2 protein-coding genes and 1 pseudogene are annotated in these 2,472 nt (G+C 42.8%); 2 read left to right on the forward strand and 1 reads right to left on the reverse strand.

Annotated elements, in window-relative coordinates:
* Nucleotides 1-73 precede the first annotated feature (73 nt).
* Entirely contained in the window at nt 74-706 is a 633-nt protein-coding gene (gene udk, locus BGC07_RS02480; RefSeq protein WP_069311831.1) for a uridine kinase, read from the reverse strand.
* A gap of 146 nt (nt 707-852) precedes the next feature.
* Here udk and BGC07_RS02485 point away from each other — a divergent pair, with 146 nt between their 5' ends.
* Entirely contained in the window at nt 853-2,037 is a 1,185-nt protein-coding gene (locus BGC07_RS02485; protein WP_069311832.1) for a methyl-accepting chemotaxis protein, read from the forward strand.
* Nucleotides 2,038-2,046: 9 nt separating this feature from the next.
* Nucleotides 2,047-2,472 (forward strand): annotated as a pseudogene (locus BGC07_RS20455) (hypothetical protein); the annotation flags it as partial.

Raw genomic sequence — 2,472 nt, forward strand, 5'->3', positions numbered from 1 at the left:
CAATTTTTATCTCTACTTTATGCCTTGCAAGATTTCTTAAATTTAAAAACTTAACCAGAAATAATCTACTTTTTTATTGCTCTTCAAGCAAAAGCTCACGCATTTTAGCTTTAATCAAGTCAATCGCAATGCGGTTTTTACCCCCTCGGGGAACAATCACATCGGCATAACGCTTTGATGGCTCAATAAACTGCAAATACATCGGCCGTACCGTTTCTTCATACTGCTGAATGACAGACTCAATCGAACGCCCTCGACCAATCACATCTCGTTTCAAACGCCTTAAGATACAAAAATCCAACGGTGTATCCATGTAAATACGGATGTCCATTAGTTCGCGCAACTCTTTATCAGTTAATAATAAAATCCCCTCCAAGACAACAATGCTTTGCCCGCCGACCTTATGTGTTGTCTCTTCTCGTGTATGAGTAACGTAATTGTATTGAGGGATCTCAACCGTCTCACCACAACGCAACTTCTGCAAATGCTCTTTTAATAACTCGTGATCAAAAGCATCTGGATGATCATAATTCGTCTGCTCTCGAATATGAAAAGGAATATCTGATTGATCGTTGTAATAAGAATCTTCGGAGATCACTGTGACTCGCTCAGAGCCAATTTCATTCACGATTGTCGATGCCAGCAAGCTCTTCCCTGATGCCGAAGCTCCTGCAATGCCAATGATAATCGTATTTTTCTGTCTCATAGACAACCCCATAAAAGCGTTAGACAAACGCGCCATTATACTCAAAGCTTACAAAAAAAAGCTAGATTAATCTCTAAAAAAGCCAGTTTTATACTATGCTTTTTGTTAGGAGCGTATGATCTGCGGAAATCCAGGAGCACTGCAGCATGAAGAAACTCACAGCAAAAGCAAAAATACGAATTGCTATTTTGGCTAACTCGTTGTTAATCCTTGCTGTTTGGGGAATCGTTTCACAATTAGGTTCTGAATCACCAGCGACAGTGACAATCATTTGCGCTGCAATTGTGAGCGTCATCTACTCATTCATTGCCCCAAAAGTGATCCTTCACCCCATCAAAAAGCTAATGGCAAACTTTGGTCATTCTCACCTATTTGAAAATCAAGAGCCTTCTAAAAATGAAGTCGAATTCCTAGAGCAATTACAAAACTCTCTCTCTGAAACCCATCGCGATATTGCTACAAATATCAATGATCTTTATGGCGACCTTTACAGCATCTTTGAAAAAACAGACCGTTTACTCAAAGAAGCTCGCTCTGAGGGCAAAGACACCGAGGCTGAGAAACAACTCATCGATGACATTACTAAAATTTCATCCGCCATCTCTGAGGTGGAAAACTCTGCCAAAAATGCAACCGATGCAGCACAAGAAGCAAGTCATAAGGCACAAGATGGTCAAAATGTCGTTGCCAAAACAACAAATGCAATCAACAACCTTTCTAAAGAGGTCACCGCCGCTTCCGAGGTTATCGGCAAGCTTGCTCAAGACAGTGAAGGTATTGGCGCTGTACTTGATGTCATTCGAGGCATTGCAGAGCAAACGAACCTGCTTGCACTCAATGCTGCGATCGAGGCTGCTCGAGCTGGAGAACAAGGCCGTGGATTCGCAGTCGTTGCTGATGAAGTTAGAACACTTGCACAAAGGACACAACAAGCCACTCAAGAAATTCAAGAAATGATTGAAAAACTACAATCCAACGCCTCCGATGCAGTAAACACAATGGAGCAAGGCCGCAGCAGTGCCGACACAAGCGTGCAGCAAGCTGCTGAGGCAGGTAAATCCTTAGATTCAATCACAGATGCAGTGAAGAATATCATTAACACCAATACAACGATTTCCAGTGCTGCAAAAAACCAAAGTGAGATCACCAAACGCTTGAATAACCAAGTCAAGAACTTCACGCAAGAAGAAGTCAGTGAGGAAACAAACGCTGCTGCAGAGGTAATACAAGAAGACTTAAACAAAATTGCCTTAAGAATGGAGCGACTGAGCTTAAAGCTTGAGACCGTTGATAGCGACAGTGAGGTTCAAGTTATGAGCCTCGAGCAGTAGGTAATTCTCATGAAGGAGCAAGAATGCAACACGAATATTAATATCAACATTAATATTCATGTCACCGACATTCAGCGCCCCAAAGTCACTATTACACGAAAGCCACACACAGAAATAAAAATTGACGCTCAAACTCCAAAAGATACAAGCACTATTGAACTTGATGATTCCAACGATGCTGAGTTTACTGAAATCGAAGAGGTTACCGAGGCTGTAATCGATGAGAAGCCTGTAGAAGAAGCCCCTACCGCTGAAGATGCAGCACCTGCAGAAGAACTCGAAATGCCTGTAGAGGCAGCACCTGCCACAGAAAATGCAACACCCACAGAAGAACTCGAAATACCTGTAGAAGCAGCGCCTGCCGCTGAAGATGCAGCACCCACAGAAGAACTCGAAATACCTGTAGAAGCAGCGCCTGCCGCTGAAGATGCAGCA

Source organism: Piscirickettsia litoralis, from assembly GCF_001720395.1.
Taxonomy (GTDB): Bacteria; Pseudomonadota; Gammaproteobacteria; order Piscirickettsiales; family Piscirickettsiaceae; genus Piscirickettsia; species Piscirickettsia litoralis.